At 62.7% G+C, this 6,000-nt stretch carries 6 protein-coding genes; 3 read left to right on the plus strand and 3 right to left on the minus strand.

From position 1 onward, the window contains the following. The first annotated feature begins 119 nt into the window (after positions 1 to 119). Positions 120 to 1,040, plus strand: coding sequence for a LysR substrate-binding domain-containing protein (locus NPS56_RS26935; RefSeq protein ID WP_274077458.1), 921 nt, complete (start codon positions 120 to 122; stop codon positions 1,038 to 1,040). Here the strand turns inward: NPS56_RS26935 and NPS56_RS26940 are convergent. The 3 genes from NPS56_RS26940 to NPS56_RS26955 form a co-directional block, all read right to left on the minus strand. Then, positions 961 to 1,554 (minus strand): DinB family protein, encoded by a 594-nt coding sequence (locus tag NPS56_RS26940; RefSeq protein WP_274077459.1) that lies wholly within the window; start codon positions 1,552 to 1,554, stop codon positions 961 to 963. The two genes, NPS56_RS26935 and NPS56_RS26940, sit on opposite strands and share 80 nt — an antisense overlap. 326 nt (positions 1,555 to 1,880) lie before the next feature. Then, a complete protein-coding gene (locus NPS56_RS26950) occupies positions 1,881 to 3,194 on the minus strand; it encodes an MFS transporter (protein WP_274077460.1) in 1,314 nt (437 codons plus the stop codon). 267 nt (positions 3,195 to 3,461) lie between these two features. After that, the gene (locus NPS56_RS26955; RefSeq protein WP_274077461.1) at positions 3,462 to 4,250 is read right to left on the minus strand and encodes an SDR family oxidoreductase; all 789 of its coding nucleotides are present in this window, start codon (positions 4,248 to 4,250) and stop codon (positions 3,462 to 3,464) included. A gap of 155 nt (positions 4,251 to 4,405) precedes the next feature. Between NPS56_RS26955 and NPS56_RS26960 the strand changes: the two genes are divergently transcribed. Beyond that, positions 4,406 to 5,572, plus strand: a complete 1,167-nt coding sequence (locus NPS56_RS26960) for an iron-containing alcohol dehydrogenase (RefSeq protein WP_274077462.1) — start codon at positions 4,406 to 4,408, stop codon at positions 5,570 to 5,572. Between the two features lie 12 nt (positions 5,573 to 5,584). Further along, positions 5,585 to 5,899 carry an NIPSNAP family protein gene (locus NPS56_RS26965; protein WP_274077463.1) on the plus strand — a complete coding sequence of 105 codons (315 nt, stop codon included), beginning with the start codon at positions 5,585 to 5,587 and terminating at the stop codon, positions 5,897 to 5,899. Positions 5,900 to 6,000: the final 101 nt, after the last annotated feature.

The following is a 6,000-nucleotide window of genomic DNA, read 5'->3' on the forward strand; positions in this document are numbered from 1 at the left end:
ACACATAAATGTCGACTGACACTCCCTCTTCGCGAGCAAGCCCGCTCCCACAGGTTGCGCGTCTTTCCTGAGGGTTTGGTGCTTTACTGAAAAGACTCCAAACCCAGCGAGCCCCCACCATGAACCGCAACGACCTGCGCCGCGTGGACATGAACCTGTTGGTGATTTTCGAAACCCTGATGTTCGAGAAGAACCTGACCCGCGCCGGGGAGAAGCTGTTCCTCGGCCAGCCCGCCGTCAGTGCGGCGCTGGCGCGCTTGCGGGATCTGTTCGACGATCCGCTGCTGGTGCGCAACGGGCGGGTGCTGGAGCCGACCCCGCGGGCCCTGGTGATTCTCAAGGAGCTGCAGCCGGCGATGGACACCATTTCCGGGGCGGTCAGCCGGGCCAAGGATTTCGATCCGTCGATCAGCCGCGATGTGTTTCGCATCGGCCTGTCCGACGATGCCGAGTTCGGCCTGTTTCCGCCGCTGCTCAAGCAGATTCGCGAGGAGGCGCAGAACGTCGTGGTGGTGGTGCGCCGGGTCAATTACCTGTTGATGTCGTCGATGCTCGGCAGCGGCGAGATTTCCGTCGGCATCAGCTACACCACGGAGTTGCCGGCCAACGCCAAGCGCAAGAAGCTGCGGGATCTGAGTGTCAAGGTGCTGCGCGGCGATGACCGGCCCGGGCCCCTCACCCTGGATGAATTCTGCGAGCGTCCCCACGCGCTGGTGTCGTTTTCCGGGGACTTGAGCGGCGCCATCGACAATGACCTGGCGCGCATCGGCCGCTCGCGCCGGGTGGTGTTGGCGGTGCCGCAGTTCTCGGGCCTGCGCGCCTTGCTGGCGGGCACCGACATGCTGGCCTCGGTGCCCGATTACGCCGCCTGTGCGTTGATCGATGGCAGCAGCCAGCTGCGCGCCGACGACCCGCCGTTTGAGATCAACCTGTCCGAACTGTCCATGGTCTGGAACGGCGTCAACGATAACGATCCGGCAGAACGTTGGTTGCGCTCGCGAATAGTGGAGCACATGTCGGCGCCACTGCCGGGGCATTGAGCGAGTTGAAGTGCGGGTCAGTCTCGCGCAGGTAGACCGGCAGGTCCGTCATCGGCGGCATGGCCGGGATCTCGAAGTACATCTGGATCACCCAGCCCCGGTGATAGCTGGCGTGGTTGACCACGTGCATCAGCATCGCGCCGGCACTCATGGTGCCGCTTTCGCCAGAAACGAAAGTGAACCTGACGGGTTTGTCCAGCGAAGCATCGGTCTGCCTCGTACTCCAGTTGCAGTACCAGCGATCTGCGTCCTGTTGCGCCAGGCGCAGCACCGCCAGTTCAGGGTGCACCAGGTCATGGGAGGTCTTGAAGCCGTGCCCTCGGCCTTCGAGGTGAGCCTGCCAGATTCGGTCCACCACGTAGATGTGATTGAGCGTGCCGATGATGTTCTTGAAGACCCCGGCACGTTCTTTTTCGACTTCCCCCGGCGGCAGCAACGCCAGGTTCTCGAACAGGCGCTGGTTGGCCCATTGCTTGTAATCGGCAAGCATGCGGGCAGTGCGTACGTTGATCATCAGACTTCTCCGATGGCGAAGAGCACATCTTCCAAGGATAGCGCTATCCGCGGGCTGTGGCGCAGCCGCTGATCATCGGTCACCCCTCCCCTGTAGGAGCGAGCTTGCTCGCGATGGTCGTCAACGATGACGCTGAGTGCCTGACACCCAGCAGCGCTCTCGAGTTCTTCGCGAGCAAGCTCGCTCCTACAGGTGGTCCACCACCCGTTCGGCCAGTGCCAGGCAACTGGTCAGGCCCGGCGATTCGATGCCGAACAGGGCCGAAACGCGCCTGGCCACCGAGAGCAAGGGTCATGTGCACGCGTCCAGCCCGTCGTTTTCCCATATCAAACCAGCCCTCGCTCCCGGTAATCGATCAGGCTGGAGAATATCGCCAGCAGCATGGCCATGACCACGAAGAAGATCAGCACCAGGAAATACGAGCCGGTGAACTGCACGATCAGGCCGATCAGGATCGGCACGATCACCCCGGCCATGTTCCCGCAGAAATTCATGGTGCCGGCCAGTACACCGGTTTTCGAGGTGCCGCCGAGGATCGACGGAATGCACCAGTACATGCCGCACCAGCGAATGAAAAACATCGCCACGCACAGCAGGCCAATCGCCTGGCTCGCCTGGGCGGTATAGGCCGTGGCCAGCATGCACAGCGCCGCGACCAGCGCCGAACCGCTGAACATGCTGCGCATCACCAGGTTGGGCGAGGCGCCGCTGGATTTCCATTTGTCCCCCAGATAGCCGCCGACCAACTCGCCGACGAAACCGCACATGAAAATCAGGAAGGTCGCCCCGCCCATGCCGGAAATGTTCAGGCCGTGGGTCTGGTGCAGGTAGCTCGGCATCCAGGTCAGCAGGCCGTAGAACACGCTGAGGATGCAGCAGTAACCGGCGAACATCGCCAGCACCGACCGGTCCTTGAGCAGTTCCTTGAACGGGATGCTGGTGACGGCGCCGGGCTGGCTGAGCGTGGCGTTGCCTGTGGTGATGTGCGCGAGTTCAGCGGCATTGACACCTGGATGCTCGCTGGGGTGGTTGCGGATGTATTTCCAGGCCAGCACGCCGGCGAGCATGGTGCCGACCCCGGCGATCACGAAGGCGATGCGCCAGGAGTCGAACCAGCCGATCAGCCCGGCAATGATGATCGCACCGAAGGCACTGCCCAGCGGCGCACCGCCATCGACCAGCACCGCGCCGCGTCCGCGTTCGTTGGGGGTCAGCCAGGCGCCGTTGAGCTTGGCGCCGGCGGGCATGATCGGCGACTCGGCGACGCCCAGGCCCATGCGCGTGATCAGCAGGGTGATCCAGTTGTGCGCCCCGGCGGCCAGCGCCTGGAACGCGCCCCAGGCGACGGTCGCGACGACGATGACGCGGCGGGTGTGGAAGCGGTCCAACAGCATGCCGCCGGGAATCTGCATCAAGGCGTAAGACCAGAAAAACGCGCTGAGCATCAGGCCTTCGAGGGCCGGCGGGATCTGGAACTCGCTGGAAATCAGCGGCAAGGCCACCGACAGCGAGGCGCGGTCGATGTAGTTGATCGCGGTCAGCAACAGCATGATGAGGAATATCCGCCAACGCACGTTGGTGGCGCGTTCGGTTGCGGACGCGGCTGGCAACGCCAGGCTTTCGGCACTCGGATTGTTCATGTGGGGCGCTCTTATTGTTGTGGAGACGAGCTGCCCGATGCCTGTCATTCAGGACGCGGAACCTGTGGGAGCGGGCTTGCTCGCGAATGCGGTGTGTCAGACACATCAACTTCGACTGACACTCCGTCTTCGCGAGCAAGCCCGCTCCCACAGGTACGGCGTTTTGACAAACGGAATCAGGCAAGCGGCCCCACTCTAATCACGCCCCCGAGTGCTGAATAATGATGGGATCTGATTGGGGGATTACCCACGGTCATCCCCCGCCGATCAGAACGTACCGGGGTAACTGCCGCCGTCCAGCAACAGGTTTTGCCCGGTCAGGAAACCCGATTGCGCGCCGCAAATGAACGCGCAATAAGCCCCGAATTCATCCGGCTGGCCGAAGCGCTGGGCCGGGACGTTTTTGCGCCGCTGTTCGGCAATGCTTTCGACGCTGCTGCCATTGGCCTCGGCGGCGGCATTCAGGGTCTTGTGCAAGCGTTCGGTCTCGAACGGCCCCGGTAGCAGGTTGTTGACCGTGACGTTGTTGCCCGCCAGTCGCGCCTGACGCGCCAGCCCGGCGATGAACCCGGTCAGGCCGCTGCGGGCGCCATTGGACAGCCCGAGTACATCGATCGGCGCCTTCACCGCGCCGGAGGTGATGTTGACGATGCGCCCGAAACCACGCTCGGCCATGCCATCGACACAGGCCTTGATCAGTTCGATGGGCGTGAGCATGTTGGCGTCCAGCGCCTTGAGCCAGTCTTCGCGCTGCCAGTCGCGAAAGTCGCCCGGAGGCGGCCCGCCGGCGTTGTTGACCAGGATATCCACCTGCGGACACGCCGCCAGCACCTGCGCGCGCACCGCAGGTGTGCTGATGTCCCCGACCACGGTGCGCACTTCGATGTTCGGCGCCAGGCCGCGCAACTCATTGGCGGCGGCCTGCAAGGTGTCGTTGCCACGGGCGTTGATCACCAGGTTGACGCCCTCCTTCGCCAAGGCCCGCGCACAGGCCAGGCCCAAGCCCTTGCTGGCGGCGCAGACAATCGCCCAGCGCCCCGAAATACCCAAATCCATGTCCATGCTCCTGACTGTTCAAAGCGCCCACGTTACCACCGCGCAACCGTCGCTCGGGGGATGACAAAGCGTGATCGGTGTATCAGGCCTTTTCATTATCGACAGCCAGCAGCGCTCATTACTGTTGCGCAACCAACAAGAAACCGGAGAGCCCCATGAACCCGTTCCAGTTCCATTTCCCCACGACCCTTAAAAGCGGCAACGGCCTGGTGCGTCAGGCCGGCGCCTTGCTCAAGCCCCATGTTCGCAACAAGCTGCTGGTGGTCACCGACCAAGGCTTGATGGCGTCGGGCGTCATGGACAGTTTTTTCGCCTCGCTGACTGAGAGTGAAATTGGCTACGAAGTGTTTGCCGGCGTCGAACCCAACCCCACCACGGATGTGCTGGAACGCGCCGTCGCTTTCCTGAAGCAGCACGATTGCGACTCGGTGATCGGCGTCGGTGGCGGCAGCAGCATTGACACTGCAAAGGGTGTCGCGGCCATGGCCACCAACCCTGGCAACATCCTCGACTACGAGGGCTACGACAAACTGCTGCACCCGCCGCTGCCGATCTTTGCCATCCCGACCACCTCGGGCACCGGCAGTGAGTGCACGGCGTCCACGGTGTTCACCAACACCAAGACCCTGTTCAAGACGGTGATCATCAGCCCGGCCTTGTTTCCAAAACTGGCCATTCTCGATGCTGAACTGACCCTCAAATTACCGCCGTCGATCACCGCCGCCACCGGCATGGACGCCCTGACCCACGCCATCGAATCCTACGTCTCGAAGCAGGCCAACCCGATCAGCCAGGCCTTGGCCCTGCAGGCGATCAAGATGATTTGCACGCACCTGCCCAAGGCGTTTTTCGCTGGCGTAGACCTGCACGCCCGGGAGCAGATGCTGCTCGCTTCGTTCCTCGCCGGGGTCGCGTTCGCCCAATCGAAACTGGGCAACGTGCATGCGATTTCCCACACCTTCGGCGGCGTGTTCAACATCCCCCACGGCATCGCCAACGCCACGCTGTTGCCCTATGTCATCGAGTACAACCTGCCGGCCTGCCCGGAGCTGTTCCGCGATATCGCCATCGCCATGGGCGAAGACGTCAGCGGCCTGAGCCCTGCCGGTGCCGGGCACAAGGTGGTGGAGCACGTGATGGCGCTGAACAAGGCCATCGGCATTCCCGACAACATCAAGGACCTGAGCGTGGACCTGGAGTGCATGGCGCAAATGGTCAGCGACTCGATGCGCAGCGCCAATGTGCTGGTCAACCCGCGCCTGACCACTGCAGCCGACGTCGAGCGAATCATCCGCAACGCCTTCCATGGCATTCACTCCTGAGAGACAAACCCCATGTTCTACGAGATGCGCACCTACACCCTGAAGATCGGCACGATGCAGACCTACCTCAAGCACTTCGAGGAAAACGGCCTGCCGGTAATCTCCCGCTACGCCACTCTGGTGGGCTGGTGGTACACGGAAATCGGCGAGCTCAACCAGGTGATTCACATCTGGGCCTATGAGAGCCTGGACGAGCGAATCAACAAACGCGCCGCGCTGTACCAGGACCCGGACTGGCTCGAAGGCTTCGTGCCGATCGCCTTCCCGATGCTGGAAAAAATGGAATCGAAGCTGCTGATGCCCGCGCAGTTTTCGCCCATCAAATAACCCCTGCCCCGACCTGACAGGCAAAACGAAAACCTGTAGGAGCTGGCTTGCCAGCGAAGAGGGCGTGCCAGTCGACACAAGTGTTGGCTGACAATCCGCTT

This window comes from Pseudomonas putida, from assembly GCF_028682635.1.
Lineage (GTDB): Bacteria > Pseudomonadota > Gammaproteobacteria > Pseudomonadales > Pseudomonadaceae > Aquipseudomonas > Aquipseudomonas putida_AE.